The sequence below is a fragment of the Bradyrhizobium sp. CCBAU 45389 genome (assembly GCF_028128625.1).
GTDB classification, from domain to species: Bacteria; Pseudomonadota; Alphaproteobacteria; order Rhizobiales; family Xanthobacteraceae; genus Bradyrhizobium; species Bradyrhizobium liaoningense_B.
Window position 1 is genome coordinate 120082 of record NZ_LBIY01000084.1, and the last position, 23342, is coordinate 143423.

General features: G+C 58.7%; 18 protein-coding genes and 4 pseudogenes. 12 read left to right on the top strand and 10 right to left on the bottom strand.

The annotated features are described in order from the left end of the window. Position 1 precedes the first annotated feature (1 nt). The gene (locus XH79_RS14945) at positions 2-1282 is read right to left on the bottom strand and encodes an outer membrane protein (RefSeq protein ID WP_271526412.1); all 1281 of its coding nucleotides are present in this window, start codon (positions 1280-1282) and stop codon (positions 2-4) included. 921 nt (positions 1283-2203) lie between these two features. Between XH79_RS14945 and XH79_RS14950 the strand changes: the two are divergent. Then, positions 2204-2747, top strand: a pseudogene (locus XH79_RS14950) (class I SAM-dependent methyltransferase); the annotation flags it as partial. Positions 2748-3056: 309 nt separating this feature from the next. Here XH79_RS14950 and XH79_RS14955 read toward each other — a convergent pair. The 3 genes and pseudogenes from XH79_RS14955 to XH79_RS14965 form a co-directional block, all read right to left on the bottom strand. Beyond that, a pseudogene (locus XH79_RS14955) lies at positions 3057-3275 on the bottom strand (SLOG family protein); the annotation flags it as partial. Further along, positions 3269-3373, bottom strand: a pseudogene (locus tag XH79_RS14960) (transposase); the annotation flags it as partial. The pseudogenes XH79_RS14955 and XH79_RS14960, both read right to left, overlap by 7 nt. 91 nt (positions 3374-3464) lie before the next feature. Beyond that, entirely contained in the window at positions 3465-6056 is a 2592-nt protein-coding gene (locus XH79_RS14965; RefSeq protein WP_333938872.1) for a DUF5695 domain-containing protein, read from the bottom strand. A gap of 536 nt (positions 6057-6592) precedes the next feature. Between XH79_RS14965 and XH79_RS14970 the strand changes: the two are divergent. After that, positions 6593-6870, top strand: a pseudogene (locus XH79_RS14970) (transposase); the annotation flags it as partial. A gap of 473 nt (positions 6871-7343) precedes the next feature. Here XH79_RS14970 and XH79_RS14975 read toward each other — a convergent pair. From XH79_RS14975 to XH79_RS14995, 5 genes are all read right to left on the bottom strand, one after another. After that, entirely contained in the window at positions 7344-7646 is a 303-nt protein-coding gene (locus XH79_RS14975; RefSeq protein WP_271526410.1) for a hypothetical protein, read from the bottom strand. 620 nt (positions 7647-8266) lie between these two features. Beyond that, positions 8267-8863, bottom strand: a complete 597-nt coding sequence (locus XH79_RS14980; RefSeq protein ID WP_271526409.1) for an anthranilate synthase component II — start codon at positions 8861-8863, stop codon at positions 8267-8269. Further along, positions 8860-10254, bottom strand: a complete 1395-nt coding sequence (gene pabB, locus XH79_RS14985; protein ID WP_271582132.1) for an aminodeoxychorismate synthase component I — start codon at positions 10252-10254, stop codon at positions 8860-8862. Before pabB ends, XH79_RS14980 begins: the two co-directional genes overlap by 4 nt. Positions 10255-10408: 154 nt before the next feature. Next, complete coding sequence (locus XH79_RS14990; RefSeq protein ID WP_271526407.1) at positions 10409-10726, bottom strand: Dabb family protein; 318 nt, start codon at positions 10724-10726, stop codon at positions 10409-10411. A gap of 135 nt (positions 10727-10861) precedes the next feature. Next, positions 10862-11497, bottom strand: coding sequence for a GntR family transcriptional regulator (locus XH79_RS14995; protein WP_271526406.1), 636 nt, complete (start codon positions 11495-11497; stop codon positions 10862-10864). Positions 11498-11611: 114 nt separating this feature from the next. Here XH79_RS14995 and bioB point away from each other — a divergent pair, with 114 nt between their 5' ends. The 8 genes from bioB to XH79_RS15035 all read left to right on the top strand — a co-directional run bounded on the left by bioB (position 11612) and on the right by XH79_RS15035 (position 20870). Further along, on the top strand, positions 11612-12607 hold the full coding sequence (gene bioB / locus XH79_RS15000; RefSeq protein WP_271526405.1) for a biotin synthase BioB: 996 nt from the start codon (positions 11612-11614) through the stop codon (positions 12605-12607). Positions 12608-12653: 46 nt separating this feature from the next. Further along, positions 12654-13007 (top strand): aspartate 1-decarboxylase, encoded by a 354-nt coding sequence (gene panD / locus XH79_RS15005; protein WP_128948109.1) that lies wholly within the window; start codon positions 12654-12656, stop codon positions 13005-13007. 73 nt (positions 13008-13080) lie between these two features. Next, positions 13081-14232, top strand: coding sequence for an 8-amino-7-oxononanoate synthase (locus tag XH79_RS15010; RefSeq protein WP_271526404.1), 1152 nt, complete (start codon positions 13081-13083; stop codon positions 14230-14232). Next, the gene (gene bioD, locus XH79_RS15015) at positions 14232-14867 is read left to right on the top strand and encodes a dethiobiotin synthase (protein ID WP_271526403.1); all 636 of its coding nucleotides are present in this window, start codon (positions 14232-14234) and stop codon (positions 14865-14867) included. The genes XH79_RS15010 and bioD overlap by 1 nt, the downstream gene beginning before the upstream one ends. Next, complete coding sequence (locus tag XH79_RS15020; protein WP_271526402.1) at positions 14864-16129, top strand: adenosylmethionine--8-amino-7-oxononanoate transaminase; 1266 nt, start codon at positions 14864-14866, stop codon at positions 16127-16129. Before bioD ends, XH79_RS15020 begins: the two co-directional genes overlap by 4 nt. Positions 16130-17407: 1278 nt before the next feature. Continuing rightward, a complete protein-coding gene (gene panB / locus XH79_RS15025) occupies positions 17408-18286 on the top strand; it encodes a 3-methyl-2-oxobutanoate hydroxymethyltransferase (protein ID WP_271526401.1) in 879 nt (292 codons plus the stop codon). A gap of 3 nt (positions 18287-18289) precedes the next feature. After that, positions 18290-19129: a pantoate--beta-alanine ligase gene (gene panC / locus XH79_RS15030; protein WP_271526400.1), complete on the top strand. Its 840-nt coding sequence runs from the start codon at positions 18290-18292 to the stop codon at positions 19127-19129. Between the two features lie 1540 nt (positions 19130-20669). Beyond that, entirely contained in the window at positions 20670-20870 is a 201-nt protein-coding gene (locus tag XH79_RS15035) for a hypothetical protein (RefSeq protein ID WP_271526399.1), read from the top strand. A gap of 392 nt (positions 20871-21262) precedes the next feature. Here XH79_RS15035 and XH79_RS15040 read toward each other — a convergent pair whose 3' ends face one another. Next, positions 21263-21466, bottom strand: coding sequence for a hypothetical protein (locus XH79_RS15040; RefSeq protein WP_271526398.1), 204 nt, complete (start codon positions 21464-21466; stop codon positions 21263-21265). Between the two features lie 383 nt (positions 21467-21849). On the opposite strand from XH79_RS15040, the gene XH79_RS15045 reads away from it, so the two are divergent. Both XH79_RS15045 and XH79_RS15050 read left to right on the top strand, forming a co-directional pair. Further along, complete coding sequence (locus XH79_RS15045; protein ID WP_271526397.1) at positions 21850-22059, top strand: hypothetical protein; 210 nt, start codon at positions 21850-21852, stop codon at positions 22057-22059. Between the two features lie 796 nt (positions 22060-22855). Further along, positions 22856-23242: an ectoine synthase gene (locus XH79_RS15050; protein ID WP_271526396.1), complete on the top strand. Its 387-nt coding sequence runs from the start codon at positions 22856-22858 to the stop codon at positions 23240-23242. Positions 23243-23342: the final 100 nt, after the last annotated feature.

A 23342-nucleotide genomic window follows, 5' to 3' on the forward strand; every position in this document is an offset into this window, starting at 1 on the left:
TCTACGCATCCGGTCGAGTCGGAGCTCTGGTCGCAATAGGCCAACCGATAAATCCCCCAACCTTGTAGTTAGCGCCGCGAAGGAAATCGTAACCCGCATCGGCGGTGTAATAGCTGAACCTCCCGTTTGCTTGGTCTGATACCGAGTTGACGTAGGGCAGCGTTATCGTTCCCGAGCGGAGGCTCCAATCTTCATCGTTTTCGTTTCCTCTATCGAAGCGCCCAAGGCCAATGTTGCCCTTCAGGAACACTCCCCACGGGCTGTCGGCACGGCCAAATAGCTCCCCGGAAAGTCCGTCCAGGCCGTGGTAGGTGAGCCTTGATACAAGAATGTTAGGATCTATAGTACCGATGCCGCCGGGCGCACCGCGCAAACCGCTGGCGTTCCATTGGAATCGTCCCCGGCTGAGCCAGAGCCGGGAGCCCCCTTCGAATGACCAATCGGCCGTGTAAGCAATCGGCGGCGTACCGGCGGGTTCTTTCGCGTACAGCGGCACATAGGACCATTGCGCCGTCCATGGGTCGGCGCCAAAATGGTAATTCAAACCGATCTTTCCGATGTGATAGTTGCTGGATGGGCTCGTTGTGTTCGCCGGAACAATTGCGAACGGCGGACCCTGCTCCGTCGGAGGTGTCGCGACACTCGGGCCGCCGAAATTCAGATAGTCATACTCAGCTGTGACCGACCATGCGGGCGTAAGCGCTTGCTCGAGGCCCAGCCCGATGATGCCGCCGATGCGACCGTAGCCAAAATGGGTTTTCTCCTGTGGCAATAGGCCCCACTCGTAGTTATTGACGACGTCGCCCCGATTGTTTTGCCAAGCCACGCCTCCCTTGAGATAGGCCAGTGTGCCACCCGACGCGCCAAACGTGTAACCGACACGACCGGTCGCGGTGGCAAAGACGTTCGGACCTGCCTTGCAGTTTGCACTCACGACAAAGCCGGACGACGCGAGGCAGGTATTTGTGCCGTCGGACACAGCACCGCTGGCATCGAGTTCGACGCCAAACACCCAGCCGTTCTTCTGCCAATTGTAGCCGATCTGGCCACCTGCGAGGAACGTCGGCGTATCGACGATGCCGCCATAGATTGACGGGCCGTAGGGATTGCTGAAGGAGGTTTGGCCGTACCCGCCGCCGACGTGTCCGCCAATATAGCCTCCGGACCAATTCCACACCGCCGGTGGCAGTTTCACTTCCGGCTCAAAGTCTGCCGCATTGCCGGCACCACTTGCGACGAGCGCAATTGTCGTGGCCCCCAAAAGAAGAACTCCAGATCGCATTCAACACGTCCCCTGCATTTTCTCGGTCCATAACCGAGCGTCCATAAGCTATCGCCGCAGCAAACCGTCGGGTCGGAGCAGACGCTAACAGCGACAGGCGCCGAATCCGTCCCGAAGACCATCGCACTGCGGTTGGTGATGATGCCGCAAAGAGAGCAAGTCGCGTGCCGAATTGAATTCGCAGGCTTTGCAGGCACTTCGTCGCGGCGTGTATCGCCAAGTTGCTGACATTGTCTCAATACCGACAGCCGCGCGGCCACTGCCCAGCAATACTTGGCTAACGCGGTGTCATGGGCCGAAGCGCACGATGCGCCGGTCTCACTTTGGCTACCAGAAGCCTTGCTGCCTCAACAGATGGAAAGACAGTGCTGGAACGGCTGCGTCGCTTCGAAGATATTTGAGATCGATCTGTGCTCCCGAGCGGTCTCATCGAGAGCACTCTTCATTTTGACGCCGCTCTAGTCTTCAGACGATATCCTTGCCCCTGCGGGTTGGGGACGAGGCTCTCACAGGTCACTCCGGCGATTACGCGTTCTGGGTCACTCCACAGAGTATCGGTCCAAATCAATCAACGAACCCTTCGGCAAGTCTCTGCGCGAAGTGGCAAGGAATCCGTTGTCTCGCCTGGTCGTGGGTCTTGGACAGAAATACAATGCCCGGCGTTATCGTCGTGCGAAGTACAAATCGACCGATATTCAAGAACGACGACGCGAAGGTCACATTTTCTTCGAAAACCGCGTGCTAACTGTCGCTTGGTTGTCGCGGCCGGATGTACGCCGTGGCATCACGGGAGCCCCGGCTTTCATGCCGGGGTTTTTCGTTTTCGGCGCGAGAAGTCCGGCCAATTCAAGATGCCTTTTGTGTAGCTTGATTTGAGTAGGATCATGACGCCTCGCAGCCCACCGCGACAATTCTGTTTTGATCTGCAGGAACCGTCCGAGGCAGAGCGAAAGCCGAGTAGAGGCGCAGAATATTTACGACGATCCCGATTTCTTCGCTGGCTACAGCCAGTTGCCCGGACAGGTGCATGGGCTGGACGGCGCCCCTGAATGGCCCGCGATCCGGGCTATGCTGCCCGATCTGGGCGGGAAACGTGTCGTCGATCTGGGATGTGGCTTCGGCTGGGCCTCGCGCTGGATGCGCGAGCAGGGCGCGGCCTGGGTTCTGGGTCTGTCGCAAAACATGATCGAGCGTGGCCAGGAGAGACACAGCGGAACGGCCATCGAGTATCGCATCGCCGATCTCGACACGCTGGACCTACCTGAGACGGCTTTCGACCGCGCCTATAGCGCGCTGACCTTTCACTATATTCAGGAATTTGGCCGCCTCGTGCATGTGATCCGCAAAGGACTGGTTCCTGACGGGCATTTTGTCTTTACGATTGAGCATCCGATCCTCAAGGCATGCGGCGCATGCGCACTGGATTTCCGATGAGGAGGGCCGCAAAACTTGGCCGGTCAATCGATAAGCGCCATGGCGGCAGTCACGGGGCACGACTCGCATCTGGTGAGGAAGGCGCTCGCCATTGCCGTGTTGGCGATCGATCAGCTGCCGGGGCCGCTTAAATCGGCATCAGACCAAAGCGACATGAAGCCGCTGCTCGACGAAATGATCGAGAACGAGGCGGAGTTAGCGCACTATGCCCGTGCGGCGCGGATCGCCGTGATAGGCGAGCCGGACCGAAAGATGTTTTTGCGTAAAGGTGGCGATCCGCCTCTCCGGTTCATGTATATCACGCGTCGATGCGAAAGCGGCGCGATGCACCGCCCAACCTTCAGACCGGAATTCCCAGCTTCTTGGCCTTGTCGGCGAGATTGTCCTAGATTTCGCTGCCGGGGAAGTGCATCACGCCGATGGGTAGCGTCTCCAGGATCGCATCTTTGCGTTTGAACGGAGCGGCCCTGGCGTGCTTCGTCCAGTCGGGCTTGAAAGCGATCTGCGTGACCTTGCGGCTGTCGGCTCATTTAGCGGCGATCAACTCGGCGCCCCTGGGCCCGGCACGATCATGTGGATGTGCGGATGGTGGGTTATCGCCGAACCCGAGGTATGCAGCACCGCGGTGATGCGGATACGTGCGCCGAGATGCTCGGGATTTGGGGGGATGATCGTCATCGCCTCGGAAGCCGCGTGGAACAGCAGGCCATAAGTGCCGATCGCACCCCATAATCGGCAACACTAGAGTCTAGCGGCCCTGAACCCGCGGTAAGCGCGCCCCAGGCAAGCGGACGACGAGCTGGCCGTCCGTGATGTCGACGACTTCCGTGCGCTTTCTCCCGTCATCGTACCGCAATTCGAACGACACTCCCGATGCAGATGGGGCAAAGGGCTCAGGCGTAAGGCTGATCCACCCCTCCCCCAAATTCAGAATGATCGGTCGATCCGCCCGGAATCGGGCGTCGAGCAGCACCAAGTCCAATCGGAGAGACTGGAGCCGCACGTTGAGCCGTCGCCGCACGCCATCACGTGGCCAGATACGCAGGGTGTGAGCGAACGTCTCCGTGATGCCACCGTGACAAACCTGCCCAAAGATGGGATCGTCGGCAACGATCGTCGCAGCAGCGCGGACCGCCCCACAAAATCCCAGGTCGATCTCGCACGAGTAATACCACGATCCACGGTGATGCGGCTGACCGAGCCATGTGGTCCCGCTCGGCGCCGGCTCGAAGCCGCCACCGGCCGCGCCGTCATTCTCCTCGCCCGGATACCAATAGCCATGACCCGCCGACGCAGGGCCGCTGTTCAGCAAAGCCCACGCGCTGAGTTGTGACGCATAGCCGAGACGAAGGAGCGGATGTGGGTCATCTGCATCGTTAAGCGCATGATCAAGCAGCGCCCAGCCACCCATCTGCGCCATGTAAGTCAGCGTATAGGCGTCGCCCGCAGTGGCGCGATAATCGCTGCCCAGGTAGTAATAAGCAGGTTCCAGCCAGCCACGGCAGAACAGATTTGCAGCAATCTGACGCTCCGCGAAGGCACGCGCTGCCGCCTTCGAAACCCCCATGGCGACAGGGTCGTCAAGGGCCGAGCGCGCCAGTGCCTGAGTCGATTCGAAGGCTGTGGAATCGAACGGATATTCAGACGCGAACAGGTCCGCCTTCGGATCGACGAAGGCGCGCACCTTACGCGCCCAGTGCGCCTCCAACGTCGCCGCCTCGCGCGTCAAGCCCGCCGTCGTGAGCGCCGAGACCAGTTCGGGGATCACACATTCGTTGTAGAAGCCGGTGCGGTAGGCAGACCACATTACCACGCGCTTCGGCACCGTGAACATGGCCAGCGCCGTACCGTAGGCGCGTACCAAATAATCTCGTGCGCTCTGGCGGGTGGGTATCGCGGGATGGTCACGCGCGATGCGGTGCATGGCCAAATACATCGCGAAGATGTGCGGATAGTCATAAGGCCGCCAGATATGCAGGCGACCCTTTGGGCCGGGATCGCTGCTTTCCCTGTTCTGCTTCCAATCGGGTATGCCGTAGAGGCCGTAGGCGTATGCCTCCTGTGTGGTACGTTGCAGCCCGCCCCAGACGAACGTATCTATATACCGATCCAGCGCCGCCACTTCCGCCACATCAGGATGCTCGGCATTCTTGGTCGCGAGGTAAGCGGGCTTGCTCAGCCCGGGATCGTCGCACGTCACCTCGTAGATGCGCCAGCCCTTGATCCGGTCGTAATTGTCCGGGCCAAGCAGGACCTGGGTCTCCATATTCCACTCGCCAAACAAACCGTCGTACCATTTGGACGGGTTACGATGCTGCCGCTTCACGATGAAGTTTGCGCGCTTCTTCATCATCGTCTCGACGGGCTCGGTAGCGAAGAATTCAAGAAAGGTCTGGCGCGCACCCGGCTGGTGCAGGGTCAGCCGGTTCTCGCCCAATCGCGAAAAGCGAACCCGCCACAGGCGCCTGCCAGCCCGATCCGGCAACCGTTGTACCACCGTGTCGCCGGTAAATTCCGCTTCGATTCGCTCCACCGGAATGGAGGACGCGAGCGCGATGTCGACATGCAGGTCATTGGGAACCGTCATGCCCGGCATTACTTCCACGTCCACCAGACCGGCGTCCGCGATGGCCCTGCGCGCCGCTTCGTAATCGGCAACCCACTGGAAGCGGAGACGGTAGCGCCGTTGCTCGGCCGGCGGCAGGGACAGAGAATGGGTCGGCTGTCGCCAGCGAGTCCCGCCCGCCACTGACTCGCCGGCAGCCGCCCCGCCCAAGATGTAGGCGCACCACGTCCCACTGGCTTCGGCCGAATCGTTGTGGACATCCCAATATTCCAGTGACGTGTCCGCTTCCGGTAAGAGCATGAGGAAGGGACCGGTGCTGTTGCCGCGAATCCAGAAGATGTGCGATCCATGCCCTGAGACGAAGCTGTGCTTCAAAACCGCCAGCGATACCGGTTGCCCTGCCGGAAATTCGGTGTTCATCGGCATGGGCAAATAGAGGTCGCCAACCTCCACGCTCGCCTTGCCGTCGTTCCGCAGCATGATCTCCCACGTCAATCCAGCCTCGTCGACTGCGAGGCGGGTCGTGAGAAGGACGTCGGCATCGCGGGCTGCTAGTTCAAGGGCCGCGCTATGCATCGGCTTCGTTGCATCAACGCCGGTTCGAAGCGTATGCCACTCGGATCCGGCACGCCGAACTCTAGCGTGAGCCGTCCCCAGCGCGGCTCCAGGCAGAACATAATCCGTGTCATACACATCGTTACGATAACGCAAGGAGGTAATGCCGTCTTGTGTGCACCCAACGACGAAGGGAGAGTCGGCCGCCTTCAACACCATGGCAACCTTGCGCTGCGGCCGATTGGGTGTAGGCACCGTAACCCCCCCCCGAAAAACGCGCTACCCAAGAAGCTACTGCCCAACAGCATCGTACGACGTTTATACGTACAGGCTTTAGATATGCCTTTAGTCTTCGTCATCAACCGTATCCGGTATCGCTCCATACGGATGATCAAGACGTGCCGTTTCCCGCCGTAAACGTCAACGCGACAAAGCGACATACGTTCTCAAGTGCCCAGCGTTCGGTTGGCACCGCTTCGTCACCATCGGCCCTCACGGTGCCCTTGGACACCAGAGCTCGCTCGCAAGGAGGCCAAGCTGCTCTTGGGCCTAGTTGCCATGGCAAAGACCCAGTCGACGACAAAGTCACGGCGCGCCTGAGGCATTCGGCCGAGCGCTGCCCATCGACATTGCGCGGCTTCCACTGCCGGCTCACTACTGCGTAGTCTTACTGAATCAGAGTGTCGCGGCTTTTACCGAGAAGATTCATACATATTTGAGAAGACTCATCTTTTTCAGCATGCTGAGAGGCTGAGATGCGTCTGGCAAGATGGGGGGACGTCGCGTCGAGGTTTTCGGCATATGTTGAGGGTCTTACGAGCGTGATCGGGCACGCAGGCCGAGCCAAACCGCTTCGCGATTACTGTACCGGTCTGATGATGCCTTGCGATCGTAAGAGTGTCGAGCCGATGGCGGCCATCACGGCTCCTGGGAGCGGACAGCAGCGCAACACCAGTCGTTGTTACATTCTGTCGGTCAAGGCGACTGGTCGGACCAGCAAGTGTTGGCCAAGGACCGTGAGTTAGTGCCGCCGCTCTTCCGCAATCGCGACTCCGTGTACCTGACGCTTTTGGTATTTGCGGTTGTTCTTCTATTATATGGGGCGATGGCTGTGGTCGAGCGTATTCGGCTGCTGAGGAATGTTGGCAAGGTCGATTCCGTCAACGCGGGAGGGCAGCTCCCGTTCTCCAAGATTACACTGGTATTCGCCGAAAACGGCCGCGGTAAGACAACGCTGGCGGCCGTTCTCCGATCTCTGGGAGACGGGAATCCCGTATACATTACGGAGCGCAAGCGTCTCACCGCAACTCACAATCCGCACATCGTCGTAAGCATTGCGAACGGGGCGTCCTGCGACTCCAAAATGAAGCGTAGTCCGCAACGCTCCCCGAGACAGCGATTTTTTACGACGCATTCGTCGCTCAAAATGTGTGCTCCGGTATCGATATTGAATCTGGTCATCGACAGAACCTGCATGAGCTCATTCTTGGATCGCAAGGCGTGAACTTAAACGCTGCCGTGCAAGCACATGCCGCCAAGATTGAGGAGCATATTCGCGAGCTCCGCGCTCGCGAGGGCGCCATTCCGGCAGCAGCGCGAGGCAGGCTGAGCGTCGACGACTTCTGTGCCCTCAAAGAAATCACCAAATATTGCCGATGCGGTTGCAGAGGCAACCGCGCGCTCTCTGCCGCGCAATCGTCTGATGCTGTGCGACGTCACCACGACTTTCACGAGATTGGCCTGCCGACTTTCGATGTCGACGAAATCAACACTCTCTTGGGCCGAAATCTTCCCGACCTGGAAGCTCACGCCGTTGCACAAGTGTAACGACATTCGGATCAACCCCAAGCATCGGAGTTGCCGCCGGTCCTGCAGAGACCGTCGAAAGGCTTTCGGTGGATCTTTGCTCCTCTAGTCGTATTGCTCGTTCTTTGCGCCGGAGCAGCCTATTTTTTTCGAAACGTTTGTCGAGGCGCCGCTGGCGCACGAAGTCGTGCCTCCCGCGCTTGGCTTGTCACCTGAGGATAGGGACGCGTCCTTTTAGGGATCCAATCAGGGCTGCAGAAGACGGCCGATGAAATTGCCGAGCTCAATCGCAACGTCGATGCGCAGCAAGCCGAGCTAAAGCGGATCCTCGGATCACATCGCAGCCCTGACCCAAAGGATGGAGGAGCTGCAGAATCCGGCGGCTGTTGCTTCTCCTGCTCCTGCTGCTTCTTCGCCACCCCTGTGCACCACATCCAAGCCGGCCAAGAGAAACGTCCGGCCCTCGAACCCGCAAGGTCCGGTTTCTGTCGGAGCCGGCCGCTGACTGCGGAGCCGAGCACGGAACAACGCTGATGACCACAAAATGCCTGCCATATGAGGCTTCGCCTTCCAACCACGTCGAAAATCAACGGTCCACTATCTTGATCGGCAGGCCAAGCCTCTCATTGCGCCGCGTGGTTTCGGAAATCCTCTGTGAGTCGCAAGAAGTTCATGAGCAGGACGTGCCCCTGTGAGGTAAGTATCGACTCGGGATGGAACTGGACCCCATAGGTGGGATAATAGCCGTGCGTGAGGGCCATGATCTCGCCTTCCTCCGAACGCGCTGTCACTATGAGGTTCTGCGCACATGACTCATCAAGCTCGACGATAAGAGAATGGTAGCGTCCGACGTCAAGCGGGGTTGGCAGCGCCTTGAATAACCCTCGGCCGTCATGCGCAACGTATGAGCGCCGACCGTGCATGGGCCGACGCGCACGCGCCACCCGTCCTCCGAAAGCGCTCGCAATACACTGATGTCCAAGGCAGATACCGAGAATTGGTACGCGTCCTGAAAGTTCGCGAACCACTGCTGTCGATATTCCTGCCTCAGTTGGGGTGCAGGGGCCGGGCGATATGACCACCGCGCGCGGGTTGAGACCAATGAGCTCGCTGATGCTGATAGCGTCGTTTCGGATCACTTCCGTTGCTTCACTGAGCTTGTGGAAATAGCGGGCAATGTTGAACACGAAGGAATCGTAATTATCGATGATGACAATCAAAACGCACCAGCTGGTTCAGAACTAAATGCATCAAAGATTCGCTCTGCCTTGGCGAGCGTTTCCTCGTATTCGGCCTCGGGCTCCGACAAGGCCGTTATACCGCTGCCCGCATGAAAGACAGCCAGGCCGCCGTCGATCGTGACAGTGCGGATCGCAATACTCGTGTCCACGTGCCCGTTGAAGCCGATGAAGCCGATCGCCCCACAATAGACCTCTCGCGCTATGCGCTCGATTTCTGTAATAATTTCCATCGACCGCAGCTTTGGCGCTCCCGTAATGGAGCCGCCGGGAAAGCAAGCACGGAGCAGGCTAACGGCGTCTTCGTTTCCGGCAAGTGTCCCCGTAACGATCGACACGAGATGGTGCACCGAGGCATAGGACTCGAGATTGCATAGGGCCGGAACCTCGACCGAATGCGCAGTGCAAACGCGTGACAGATCGTTACGCAAAAGGTCGACAATCATCGTGTTCTCGGCATGATCCTTTTCGGAAGCGAGGAGAACTGCCGCACGGCGGTGGTCTTCCTTGGGATCAGGCGAACGAGCGATCGTGCCCTTGATGGGGCGTGTCTCGACTTGTCGCCCGTCAAGCTTTAGGAATCGTTCCGGCGAACTTGATGCGATGGTCAGCTTTCCCCATCGCAGCAGGGCCGCAAAAGGCGCCGGATTCAATGATCGAAGCTGGCAATAGAAGGCGAGCGGATCAAACGAGGTCGACAGGCGGGTGCTGAAACGCTGCGCAATATTCGTCTGGAACACGTCACCCGCCAGGATCAAGTCGATCACGCGTTGTACCGCCGCAATGTAGCTCTCGCGGCTGAAGTTTGAGTGCCATGCGCCCGCTTTGCTGGAACAACCCTTCTGTGGCGCCTTTGGACCGGCAAGCAATGCTGCAAACTCGTCGGCTCGATGACGCGCTCGTTCGCTCCGTCGCACGCGATTCTGCTCCGGCCATCCGGTTGAGACGATCCAGCATTTGTTATCCCGGTGGTCGAAGCTGATGACCACGTCATAGAAATGCAGGATGGATTGGGGCGAACCCAGACCGGCAATTGCTGGCGCAGACAATCGCTCCAATGTCCTGTTCATGTCGTAGCCAAGGTAGCCTGCCGCTCCTCCCTGGAACGGCGGGAGATCGGGGCGATGCTCTTGCGGGTACTTCGCGAGTAGCGTTCGAAGGACCTTCCATGGATCGGCCTTGAGAGTCAGTCCGTTCCAACTGGCTTGGCCGTTCGCGACCCTGTAGGTGCCGAACGGGTCGCACGTTAGATATGAGTAGCGCCCAAGCAGCTCGTGCCTTGCTGCGCTATCGAGAAACGTGAGATGCGTTCGATGCCCAAGATGTCGCATCGCTGTGACAGGTTCAACCCACTGCAACTCGCGAACGTACATCGGGTTATCGGTCACGGGCGGCTAACGTCGTGGAAGTGCCGTTCCATCTTTCGCCCCACCCGATGAGAATGACGCTTATCTGCGATGGGCCGAAACATGAGGGCCATTGCCAAGTTAACCCGGCGGTGGACGTTTTGCTGCGACAGCACCTGGATCATCCTGCCCTGGAGGCGAAAGGGGTATCTGTTGATACATCGTAGTCGGCCGCGAACCGCATCTCGCGGAGCGGTCGGACCCGTTTAATCGACTCCTGGTAGAGATTGTGCGCTTTGTACGCTGCGAGCTCCGTCTCGTTGTCGAACTCACCATAGACCACGATGTCGATATCGTTGCCGAGCTGATCGGTCTTGCGGTTGCGGGCAACCTCAAGCCGGCGCGCATGTGGTATCGTGGTGAGAAGCGAAAGACCTTCGATGATCTGGTCGATATGCGCTTCGTCCTTGGCGCTGAAGAAGACGATGTGACGAATCATGGCCGTCCGTGGAGATGCCGCTAGGGGGGGCCATAACTATCTGGGAATAGAGCCCGTTGCAACGAGGCTAGTCGCCTGCCGCGTGATCGTCGCTTGCGATCGTAGGCGATCGGCAATGAAGCTTGCCAGATTTGCTCAGGACGCCGGAAGGGCAAGGCGCTCAATGGTTTGAATGTGCCGCGTGAGCAGGTTACAGGCTTGATCGACGTTGCGCGTTCGCAAGGCTTGCAGAATCAGGCGGTGATCTTGATTGGAGCGCGGTCGCCAGCCCACCGATCGCGCCATCGCGAACACCAATCGAGAATTGGCAAGCTGCAATCCATCGAGGCTCGCGAGCAGACGCGGCATTCCGCATGGCGCGACCAAGGCTTGATGAAAGGCGCGGTTGGCCATCTCAAACTCCTCGATCGTCTTTGCATTGTCTCCTTCGATCAAGGCCAGCTCGATCTGAGCCAAATGAGCTGTTGTGAGCCTTGGCCCCGAATGGCGCAATGCCACCACCTCGAGCGCGGCGCGCATTTCGGCGATCTCCTTCACTGAACGGGTATCGAGCGGGGCAACCCGAACACCGCGACGCGGCACAGCGACAACTAGATGTTGTGCCTGCAGCTGCCGAAAGGCCTCGCGCACCGGGACGTGGCTGGAATTGAATTCTCGTGCAACGTGATCCTGACGGAGTGGCGCGCCTGGCTCCAAGGCGCCGCTGATAATGCGCTCAGCGATTGAGTCCGCGATGCGCGCGACCGTCGTCTTGTTGTCAGCCGTGATCATAGATTATCTACCGCAATATCCGGTGCATTTGCGAGGCAGCTCGATTAGCATCTCTTTGAGAGCGATGACTATAGATAATTCACGAGATTATCTACAATTGAGCGGGGTTGGGTTATGGATGCTGCTGCGCAAGTCCAACGGAAGGAAGCAAGCAACGGGGCGCAGGTTCGTAATCATTGGAACGTCGGAGAGGCTAAGGCGCTCTACGACCTTCCTTTCGCCGACCTGATGCTTCAGGCGCAGCGCGTTCATCGCAAGAACTTCGATCCAAACCACGTCGAAACTGCGAGCCTGCTCAGCATCAAGACCGGCGGTTGTCCGGAGGACTGCGGCTACTGCTCGCAAAGCGCCCATTACGAGACTGGCCTGAAAGCGACCCGTCTGATGCGTTGCGCCGATGTGGTTGCGGCCGCGCAGCGCGCGAAGGATGCCGGCGCCACGCGCTTCTGCATGGCCGCGGCCTGGCGCACGCCAAAAGATCGCGATCTTGATTCCGTCTGCGACATGGTCAACGCGGTCAAGGGACTCGGCATGGAAACGTGCGTCACGCTCGGCATGCTGACACCGAAGCAGGCCGCGCGGCTCGCCGAGGCCGGCCTTGACTTCTACAATCACAACGTCGACACCTCGCCCGAGTTTTACAGCAAGATCATCACCACCCGCAGCCTGCAGGACCGCATCGATACGCTGGCGCATGTGCGCGATGCCGGCATCAAGATCTGCTGCGGCGGCATTATCGGCATGGGCGAGCGCGTCGAGGACCGCCTAGGTATGCTCGTGCTGCTCGCTAATCTTCCCAACCATCCCGAAAGCGTGCCGATCAACCTGTGGAACAAGATCGAGGGCGTGCCGGTGGAAGACGCCGCGGAGCCTCCCGATCCGATCGCGCTCGTCCGGCTGCTGGCGACCGCGCGGATAATGATGCCGAGGAGTGTGGTTCGCTTGTCCGCCGGGCGGCAATACATGACCGATGAATTGCAGGCGCTTTGCTTCTTGGCTGGCACAAATTCAATTTTCGTCGGCGACGTGCTCTTGACCACCAAAAACCCTAAAGTTGATCGCGACGCGGATCTGCTGGCCCGGCTCGGCATCACGTCCGGGCTCGCCTGACGGAAGCAGTGCGCGCAATTGCCCCTATATCCAGCCTAGGTGAGAAATGCAGATAACTTTGATGAAGGGCAAAATCCATCGCGCCTCAGTGACCGAAGCTGATCTGCACTATGAAGGCTCGATCTCGATAGATCGTACGCTCCTGGAGGCAGCAGGAATGGTGATCAACGAGCGCGTCGAAATCTACAATGTCGAAACAGGCGCGCGCTTTGCCACCTACGTGATCGAGGCGCCGCCGATGTCTGGCACGATAAGCCTGAACGGTGCGGCCGCCCGACTGGCGATGCCCGGAGACAAGATCATTATCGTTGCATATGCCTCGTTCGACGAGGCCGAAGCAAAGATGTTCAAGCCACGCATTGTGCGCGTGGACCGAGACAATCGCATCCTGGCAAGTTGAATCCAACGGGCCATCCTTCCTTAAACGGCCAACGCATCTTTTGCGTGATTTGATGCGATCCTCGGAGTGATGAATGCGGTCGATCCAAACAGCTAGGCTTAGTCCCTACGTCGCAGCGTTGAATGCCCTGAACGAAGATAAACGGCTGCGCTGCCTCAAGCAGCGTGTGGGGATCGATTTCGCATCGAACGACTATCTGGCGCTCGGGAACGCCTCGTGCATCAAAAAGGCGATGGTCGCCGCACTCGAGGCGGGCACTCCGGTTGGAGCCGGCGGGTCGCGGCTTCTGCGCGGCAATTGCGAGGAGCATGAACGGCTCGAAACGGAAGCGGCTCAGTTCTTTGGCGCGGAGGCCGCGCTTTTCTTTGGAGGCGGCTACATCGCAAATTTTGCGCTCCTGACAACGCTGCCGCAGCGCGGCGATCTGCTCGTTCTCGATTCGCTGGTGCACGCCAGTATTCACGAGGGGGCGCGGGCCGGTCGCGCAGAGCATCGAATTCACGCGCACAATGATCCCCAGTCGGTCGAAGACGCGATTCGCGACTGGCGATACAAAGGTGGGGCGGGCCGCGTCTGGATTGTGGCCGAAAGTCTCTACAGTATGGATGGCGACTTCGCTCCACTCGAAGAGCTGGTAGCAATCGCCGATCGCCAGGACGCGTTTCTGATCGTGGATGAGGCTCATGCCACAGGCGTTTACGGGCATCAGGGACGAGGGCTCACGGCCCCTTATAACAGGCGCGAAAATCTCATCGTCGTTCATACCTGCGGCAAAGCGCTCGGTGCGGCGGGTGCACTTGTTACGGCCTCCGGCATCTTGCGCGATTTCATGGTCAACCGCTGCCGTCCGTTTATTTTTGCAACCGCCCCATCACCATTGATGGCCGTTGCCGTTCGAGAGGCACTCCTCACCTTACAGAAAGAGCCGGAGCGGCAGCAACGGCTGGCCAAACTCGTTGCGTTCGCGCATCGGCAGATCACCTCGCTTGGTTTGCGCACATCATCGACCTCTCAGATCGTACCGTACCTCGTAGGTGACAATGCTCATGCAATGCGACTTGCCTTTGCTCTGCAGGCGCGCGGCTTCGATGTCCGCGGAATTCGGCCGCCAACCGTCCCTGCAGGCACCGCCCGCTTGCGAATCTCGTTGACACTCAATGTTGGGGAAGCGGACGTGCGCGCAATGCTCGATGCGCTGGTTGAGGTGACGAGGGGCTCGTTTTGATGAATAAGCGGATCGTCGTGACTGGTACGGACACCGGGGTCGGCAAAACGGTATTCTCCGCAGGGCTCGCCGGGCTTCTCGGCGCGAATTACTGGAAGCCGGTCCAGGCTGGACTCGAACAAGAGATCGACTCCGAGTGCATCCGCCGCCTCGGTGGCCTCTCGTCCGATCGGATTGTCCCGGAGCTCTATCGACTTCGGACGCCTGCATCGCCCCATTACTCCGCGGAGATCGACGGCGTTCGCATAGATACAGAGACGTTTCGACTGCCGGACAGCGGCGAGCGGCAACTCGTGATCGAGGGCGCCGGCGGACTCATGGTACCGCTGACAGCGCGCACTCTTTACATCGACATCTTCGAGCGCTGGCAGCTTCCCGTCGTGCTTTGCGCAAGGACGGGACTGGGCACAATCAATCACTCCCTGCTCTCCATAGAGGCTCTGCGCAAGCGTCAGATCCGAATCCTCGGAGTTGCGTTCATTGGCGAAAGAAACGCCGAAACTGAAAGCGCGATTTGCGAGATCGGGAGAGTGCGTTGGTTGGGACGGCTCCCGTGGCTTGTTCCCCTCACGGACGATAGGCTGCAGGCCGCTTTTAAAGACTCCTTTGTTGTCAGCGATTTCCTGAACCTATGAAGACAGCCAAGAGGTCGCCGATCTGGCACCCGTTCACGCAGCATGCTCTACAGCGGGACATGACGAAGGTGCTGCGGGGAGAGGGGGCTTATCTCTACACCGAAGATGGCCGACGCCTTATCGATGCAATCTCCTCCTGGTGGGTCGTGACCCACGGCCATTGCCATCCATGCATCGTGAACGCGATCCGAGAACAGGCAGGCAAGCTCAACCAGGTCATCTTCGCCGGATACACTCACGACCCGGCTGAGCAAGTTGCGACGGAACTATTGAAGGTCACCTCCCCCGCGCTCGAACATGTGTTCTTCTCCGATAGCGGGTCAACCAGCGTCGAAGTCGCGCTGAAAATGGCGCTCGGCTACTGGCGCAATACCGGAAGAGAGCGAACTAAAATTGTGGTGATGCAGCACTCGTACCATGGCGACACGATCGGGGCGATGTCGGTAGGTAGCCGAGGCATCTTCAATGCAGCCTACGGGGCGCTGATGTTCGAGGTGACCTCGATTCCGTTCCCGGCAAGAGATTGTGAGCAAAGAGCGCTCGATGCGCTTGAAAACGCCTGTCGAAACGAACATCCCGCAGCCTTTATCGTGGAGCCCCTGATATTGGGTGCCGGTGGAATGCTAATGTATTCTCCCTCGGTGCTAAGAGAGATGAAGCGGATTTGCGAAGTCTTCAACGTCCTGTTCATTGCGGACGAGATCATGACAGGCTGGGGCCGGACGGGTACCTTGTTTGCATGTGAACAGGCCGATGTCACGCCCGATATTGCCTGCTATTCGAAAGGCCTCACGGCTGGCGCGCTGCCGCTCGCCGTCACACTCTGTCGAGCCGATATTTTCGATGCGCATTATTCTGAAGATCGCACGCGTACGTTTTTTCATTCGAGCTCGTATACGGCCAATCCAGTGGCCTGTGCCGCCGCCAAGGCTAATCTGGACCTATGGCAGGATCAGGAATATCGCTGCCGGCTGGCATCCTTGGCGAGCATGCAAGAACAGGCGCTCGCGCCGTTCCGCGCCGATTCACGGTTCGCAAACGTCCGGCGCACAGGAACAGTCACGGCGGTTGAACTCAACACGAGCGATGTCGGCTATCTGGCGGACATCGGTCCGAAGCTTTTGGCTTTCTTCCAAGCGCGGAATCTGCTGTTACGCCCACTCGGCAACACGATCTACGTGATGCCGCCTTACTGCGTTACGGCGGCCGACCTTGATGAAATCTATACTGCCATCCGCGACGCTGCTGACTTGCTGATGTGAGATGCACGAGACTGTGCGATCATTTGCAGTGACAGGATCTTGGAAGGCGAAAGTGTCCCTATTGCGGCCTTTGATAGTGCAACGAGGATGCAGCCCCCAGGGCCCCCAGGCTGATCGTGCTTTAAGCACTTAAGCGCTTCCGATCCAACTGCCGCAGCAATTCTGCGGGCTGGCCATGAAAGGTGCAGCATTTGACACAAATGTCGAGTGAATTGCGTTAATCACGACAGAGGAATCCATTATCTTGAGCAAATTCTCGGCGAGGCTTTCTGCGGAAAGCACTGCTTCGCGAGACAGCCGCACATCAGAGTCAAGGCTCTTGATGGTTGCAAGAACCAGGGAGACGGCCCGCCGGGCGGCGCACCTTTAGTGCGCGCGTGGTGCTGTGCTCAGAGGGCAGTGGGGCTTCCCAAGTAAATGTCTGACAGGAGGCGAGAATGCACATTGGCTTCCGTAATTCCCTCGACCATTCAGCCACATGCTGCGCGATATGCGGCGGAAAGTTTGGGCTGATCCGCCATTACTGCTGGCGAACGGCTCTTTGCTCCAAGAAATGCGTCAACCGCTTCAAGGCTCGACGGGAGGCCGATCAGAAATGGCTCCGATGGCTTCGAGCGGCTTAGGCATGGACTGAGTTGTGCCGGTACGGCCCTGGTCAGAGAATTCGAGTGGCCCTCTAGAGCACGTGGAAATCAAGTGACAGAAACATCGGCAAAAATTATCGACTTCAGGGCCTACAGGGCCAGCAGGCTGGCTCGGTCTGAGCGCCTTCGCGACGACATCTACTCGACGGCGCCTCTCGCTGCGCTTACGGCGGCCTGTCACCTTTGGACGTTCCTGGCCTGCCATCCGTTTGCTTTGCTCGGTGCGCCAGCGCCGAAGCAGGAGTCTCACGACTACCCCTAGGGGGCAGACACGGAGATGTGCCCTAAAGACGAAGTCCCCACTGCGTGCATCTGCAGCTCGGTCCGGTCGAGCCGTCACCGTATGGAGAGGCTGCAATCACCCCGGAAACGCGTGCAGATGGTCGTTCGTCGCGAGCCCCGTTCCTCGGTTGGGGCCGCGGCTGGCATAGCCGCTGAAATTGCACGGGAAGACGAGACATCGGTGGTGAAATCGCGATGAGGAAGGTCTTGGCTCATGGTTGCGCGACCATTGGACCGTTTTTGCGCTGTTCTCGAGTTCTAGGGAACTGGGATCTCCATCCTTCATGCCATTGACAGGTTTCTCCCGCGTTCTCTAGGAAGCGCCGACGGATGTGTGGGGAGCGGATTCAATATGAGCCACAGTTCAGAGCAGCCTCTAGAGCGTGTCACGATTCCGGCACTGCAGCAGTGGAAGGATAAAGGACGGCGTGTCGTGATGACCACCGCCTACGATGCGGTTGCGGCGCGCATCGCCGATCCCATTGTCGATATCATCCTGGTCGGCGACAGCGTTGGAAACGTCTGCCTAGGATTCGACAACACGCTGCCCGTCAGCGTGGCCATGATGAATCATCACCTGGAGGCTGTTGCGCGCACGAGGCCTCATGCCCTGCTTGTGGCCGATATGCCCTTTCTGAGCTTTCATGTCGGTTCTGAGGATACGATTCGCAATGCAGGAGGTTTTCTGCAGCGTGGCGCCGATGCTGTGAAACTCGAGGGTGGTGCCAAACGCATCGAGATGGTACGCGCCTTGGTCGATTGCGAAATTCCTGTGATGGGACATCTCGGTCTGACCCCGCAGAGCGTCAACGTGATGGGTGGTTTCAAGGTGCAGGGGAGGACACCGGATACCGCCTTGCGGCTGCTCGATGACGCGTACCGTCTGCAGGAAGCCGGCTGCTTCGCGCTGGTCCTGGAGGGCATTCCTGCCGAGCTCGCGGCGCGAGCGACCGAATTTCTCACGATACCCACCATCGGGATCGGAGCAGGACCCGATTGCTCGGGCCAAGTGCTCGTGCTCCATGATGTCTTGGGGCTAACCGAAGGCCATCGCCCCAAATTCGTTCGTGCCTATACAAATGGATTCCAGCTGTTCCAGGAGGCGCTGTCGCGCTGGGCTGCCGATATCCGCAAAGGTGCATTCCCGGGCTCAGAGGAGTGCTATCGGCTTCCTGATCAGCTTCGGGATGCCGTCGCCAACTGGGTGCCCTCCAGTTCAACGTCAAGGTAAGAAATGCAAGTCATTACGAAGGTCGCTGAGCTGCGTCGCGCCCTTGCAGACGTTTGCAATGCCGGTAAGCGCATCGGATTCGTTCCGACGATGGGATACTTGCACGACGGCCACCTGGCCCTGATCTCGGCTAGCCGGGGACACTGCGACGTCACTGTCGTTAGCATCTTCGTCAACCCCACTCAGTTCGGCCCAAATGAGGATCTCAGCAGGTACCCTCGCGACTTCGCGCGCGATGAAGCGTTGTGCCGCAGCGCCGGGGTGTCCATCATCTTCGCGCCAAGTGCAGAGGAGATCTATCCGGCTCAATTTGAGAGCTTTGTCGAGCCGGGCGAACTCGCAAAGCCGCTCTGCGGAGCTTTCAGGCCTGGACATTTTCGTGGTGTAGCGACTGTCGTCTGCAAGCTATTCAACATGGTGAAGCCGGACGTCGCGTACTTTGGACAGAAGGATTTTCAGCAATGCGCTGTGATACGCCGCGTGACGGTTGATCTGAATCTTCCGATCGAAATTGTCACTGTGCCAACTGTGCGGGAGCCAGATGGGCTGGCAATGAGCAGTCGCAACCGTTATCTCAGCCCGGAAGAACGTGGTCGGAGCCTTGCGATCAGCCGTGGCTTGTTCGCCGCAGCGCATGACTTTGCCTCAGGGGAGCGCGATGCCGCAACGCTGATTGCGCTTGCAAGAAGGCATTTGGAAAGAGTCGATCGACTGCAGTACCTTGAGCTTGTCGACACTGGGACCCTAAGGATTGCCGAGAGCCCTCTGCGCTATCCGGCGGTCCTCTGTGTCGCAGCGTACGTCGGCTCCACTCGGTTGATCGACAACGTAGTCCTGTCCTGATCGCCATCGCAGCCAGATCCGCAAGTGATTGCGCTCAGAAACAGTCGAACCGGATGGGTCGGCCCTGAAATCCTCAACATCCTGGAAGAACTCTCGAAGGCGATCCGCAACTGCCCTTTGCGTGCTGAACAACTACCCCACCGCTCGAGCTCATGATGTCGGTTGGAGATTGGCTCTGCCGCTGACGGGTGGAGCGAGGCGGGGCTGCTCCCACGCTGCCGAGAGCAGCCAAGTGCGAGTTCGCTTTCTGTATTATGACTTCGGCGGCTCGCTCAGACACTCCGGGACGGTCGGACCGCTTTCCGCGCGTATTACGACGTCGCGCAAGGCAATTTCAGAAAGTCGTACAACCAGCTGTTTGAGGCGCGCAATCTCCTGCTTGCAGCGCTCCAGCTCGTGCTGTCCGTCTGCCATCACAGATGGTGTGCGACGACAGCTGTTGCCGGGATGATTCATGTAGCTCCCTTTCCGATTCGACAAACACAGCAGATAATCTGAACAGCCCAGTCGCTTCTCTTCCCTAAACGAGGCACCTCGGCGTCAGATCGGAGCGTTTCACACGCAGCCCGCCGTAGGCTGGTTGCGGCTTACTCCCCGCAAAGGGCTTGCGCCCAGCTCGCGCATGCGACGGCGCCTTTCAGCGACGCCATCTCGCTCGCCGCTATGCTCAGTTGCAGTAATGGCCGCCAACAATGTGGCCGCGGAGTATGCCGCCTCCGGCTGCATGTGATTTGCTCTGGGTGGAGACTGTAACAAAATGGCAATATCGATTAATGCAACGAGCCGCGCTCTCGCGCTCGAATCCTGCATTACGGCAGCGCCCCCGATGAATTTTCACGCGACGTTCGTGTATCCGTGCTGGGGTCCTTCAGCTACACCGGGCTTATATATCCAAAAGGCAAGTCGCTGCCGATATCATCCGCCTGCAAGCGGGCAATTGTCATAGGAGAGTCGCTCAAGATCGTGTGCTGCCAATCCGTGCGATTATGGATCAATATCCACACGCCCATGACCATTTCGCGATCGCGCAGACGATCTCGTCAGGCTGCATAAAGCTGAAGTTCCCTGAAGAGCGGCCAGAGGCGACTCAAGGGGGCACTGAGCGCGGGCGCCCGATCCTGGCCCGATTTCGTCGCCAGACGTGGGGCGGGCGCTGTTTTTTGGTCAAAAGATATGCTTCACCGCAACAATTGATCGCGAAATCCTCCCACGGTCCAGGATGCCAAGCGCTCAGGTTTGGAGACGATAGGTGCCGTCTCATGAAACGACATCGGAGCAGGGCAGAGCATTGGCCTGCCGCAGCCGCCCAGTCAGTCCGGCGCGCAATAGATCGCCGAGCATGCCGTACAAAATCGCAGAGCATGATCGCGGGGCGCTCACATTGGCCTCTGAGCTCTAGCAAGCTTGTCTGTTAAGCTGAGGAGGCCGACGAGAAGACAAAAGCAGGCCGATCAAGCGAGCTGCCGCAATGGATCAGCGATCGAGTTGCGGTCTAGCAAATGCTCACTATCTTCCTCGATGGCATGAGGGAGATCTCCCAATGCTGGACGGTGTCACGACCGCGCTTCTGCGCAAGATCCTGGATGAGGTTTGCGAAAGCGTCTCACCATATGACGCTGGCGTCCGCACCTACGTTGCCTCCACAATCCTGGAGGCCACCACCAGAGGTGAGACGCGCCCCGATCTGCTTAAACAGATCGGTCAGGAAGCTCTTTCCAGAGCACCAACGATGTGGCGATAGATCTAGGACATGGCTTGTCATTGAGGTGAATTTCCAAGTCACAGTGCTGAAGATCCTGGCCTGCTATCCAGGTTCGCGCGCGCGTCGCGTCGCCTGCGGCAAAGTGATCCGGCTAGCTCGCAGAGGTGTATCGTGGTCGCAAATCGATGGCGGCCTAACGTCTCCAAAGACGCGGCAGTCTCCGATATGAGTCGGTTGGCGCGTTGTGCGCTGCGAGGCCGATCGTTGAAACGAGAGAGCTCGCACAACAGGCAGCGCATCCAAGCCTTGGCGCACGCACCCTCGCGCGTCACGATGCCGGTGAGGCGTCGCGCTAGTAGCCTTTATCCGGAAGTAAGGGCGAACTCAGTGTTCGACGCCGGAGCGCCATCGAGCCGGTGCGCCATTGCTGTTTACTCCTCTGCGAGCGCCGCAAGTGCCCTTTCGATCACTGTGATGTCTTGACTGACCTGAGCGATCGCTGGTTTCGAATCAACTCCGGTAACGCAGTTCAACTGCTGCAGTAGCTCCCGACGATGCGCCAGAAGGTTCTCCAGCGCGCCGCGGTTGTTTAGTTTCACATAGCCGTCGACAATCAATTCAATCGAAAGAGACATCGAAACTCTCAAACAAAGCTGTTCTCAACGAAGATGCGTATAGCACATCGGGGAACGATGTTCAGCTCGTCGGGAGAGAAACTGACGGGCGAGCTTGTTAGCGACAAGCGTCCGGCGCCGGGGGCGTGACCGCCTATTCCTTGCGCCTTAGAAGCGTCCAGCTTTGTTTGAGCGACTAGCCGAGCAGAAAGACAGTGTATGGCGCGCCAAAAACGCTGCGGATCGTCGCGATGGAAATGCTGGCTAGGGGAAGGAATGATACCAGCATGGTCTCCGTCTGCCGAACGGTATCCGAGATGCGATGGCAGGCGGCGCGTTGATCAACGACATGCTTGCCTGAATATCTCTTCGTAGAGATTGCGACGACCTCAGGAGCGTCCAGGATGCTCGATGAATATTTGGCCCGCATTCGTGCTTACCGTACCAACATCCACCGCTATTCTCGCCTGCTGAAGTCGAACCTGTCGGATGTCGAACGTCAGTTCATTGAAAGGCGCCTCACCGAAGAGCAGACCGCCCTCGAGTCTGTTTCGGCCGAGACCTTCCCGCTCGCGTTTAGCCTTCCGAAGGGGACGGACATGTCGGCAAGCTAGGCGCGGAGCCGCGAACGACACGCGCATTCGGGACGACGCGATTTCTCGCCGGCGGCATCATCATGAGATCGCGACCCGGCAAATAATCGATGATATCCGCCCGCTGCTGGCTGAGCCCCAGGACCTGATCTGCTGACCTGCACGTGAGTTCGTCGGCTCGGGTATCAGGTGCTCAATCATTTGCCCATAGCGGATTAGAAAGCAGCACTGTTCGACCGATTCTCGCTCCGGTCCTGTTTGTATTCGGCCATATCTCGGCAGTTTGTTAGATTGGCTACACGCCCAGCCAAATCGTTCTCACTCGTAGCCAGCTGAGACAGCCACAACTTCATCTTTCATCGGCCTGCGACCACGGCATGAGATTTGCTCTGTTGGCTGAGACGCTGCGGAACCCTATTCGCGGCGAGAGGCACAGCAAGGAAGGAAACGACTTGCCAAATCTGCGATTGGAGACAGTTTACGTCGTCGGCAATATCTCCAGCAGCATTCTGGGGAATACAAAGGTAAGCGGCGGCACCACGCGAAAGGTGAAGCATCAAGTTGGTACGCGCCGATCGGGCTCGGCGGCGAAATATCCTCGCGCCGATATTTTCACTGGTCGCCGTCGGACAAATGGCAGGCCTTTTGCGTGTAGTCGATCCCATGCGACTGCTGCACGGGCTCTCCGCGACCGACGGTTGGTTGTTTCGACAGACCGCAGTCGGCCGCGCGACAGGGAGGTCGCAGTTCCGGGCCAGAACAATGGCCTCCAGCTTTTAGATCAATCACTTCAACCTGTACCGGGCAATCGAACACCATGATTGTGCGTAGCCTGCGCGACGTCGAAGCAACCGATCACTTCGTCGATTGGGGCAATGGTACTAGCCATCGCCTTCTGACGGATAAGGACGGCATGGGGTTTAGCATCTGCCACACCGTGGTGCGCGCTAACACCGTTTCGCTTCTGCAATACCGGAATCATCTCGAAGCCTGCTACTGCATCGGCGGAGAGGGCGAGGTCGAGGACATGGACGGCAATGTCTTTCCCATTCGCAAAGGTGACATGTATGTGCTTGACAAGCATGACAAGCATTTCCTGCGCGGGGGACGGGACAACGACATGATCCTCGTGAGCATCTTCAACCCGCCCCTCACCGGGACCGAGCGCCACAAGCTGGGCGACCCGGCAGGCTCCACATATTGAGCGATGCGAAGAAGCGCCAATCCAATATGAACTGCCGCTAATTGCGAGAAACATTTACTCGAGCGATCCAGCACTGCCTCGTACCGCACGCGCGGACCTT